Origin of the sequence: Hyphomonas atlantica corrig. (assembly GCF_000682715.1) — a bacterium.
GTDB classification, from domain to species: Bacteria; Pseudomonadota; Alphaproteobacteria; order Caulobacterales; family Hyphomonadaceae; genus Hyphomonas; species Hyphomonas atlantica.
This window is the reverse complement of the sequence record NZ_AWFH01000059.1, coordinates 1-302: the sequence shown is the minus strand read 5'-3', so window position 1 is coordinate 302 and position 302 is coordinate 1. Positions and strand designations below refer to the sequence as shown.

Below are 302 nucleotides of genomic sequence, written 5' to 3'. Positions count from 1 at the left end.
GAAGGGCTTAGAACTTTCCCCGCACGACTTCCTGAAGGATCTGGTTATCCAGGGTCAGATCGGAAACGGCACGCCGAAGCCGGGCGTTCTCCTTCTCCATCTCCTTCATCCGTTTGGCCTGGCCAACCTGTAGGCCACCATACTCCTTGCGCCACCGGTAGTATGTCTGTTCCGTCACGCCAATCGCGCGCACGGCCTGTCCCGTCGTCTCACCGCGCGCGAGGCGAACCTCCACCTCCCGCAGCTTCGCTATGATCTTTTCAGGCGTTGATCTCTTGCCCATGTCTCAGCTCCATATCTGA

Annotated in this window: 1 pseudogene; it reads right to left on the bottom strand. The window is 58.9% G+C overall.

The features are described 5' to 3' along the window. Nucleotides 1-13: 13 nt before the first annotated feature. Nucleotides 14-283 (bottom strand): annotated as a pseudogene (locus HY36_RS15195) (transposase); the annotation flags it as partial. Between the last annotated feature and the right edge of the window lie 19 nt (nucleotides 284-302).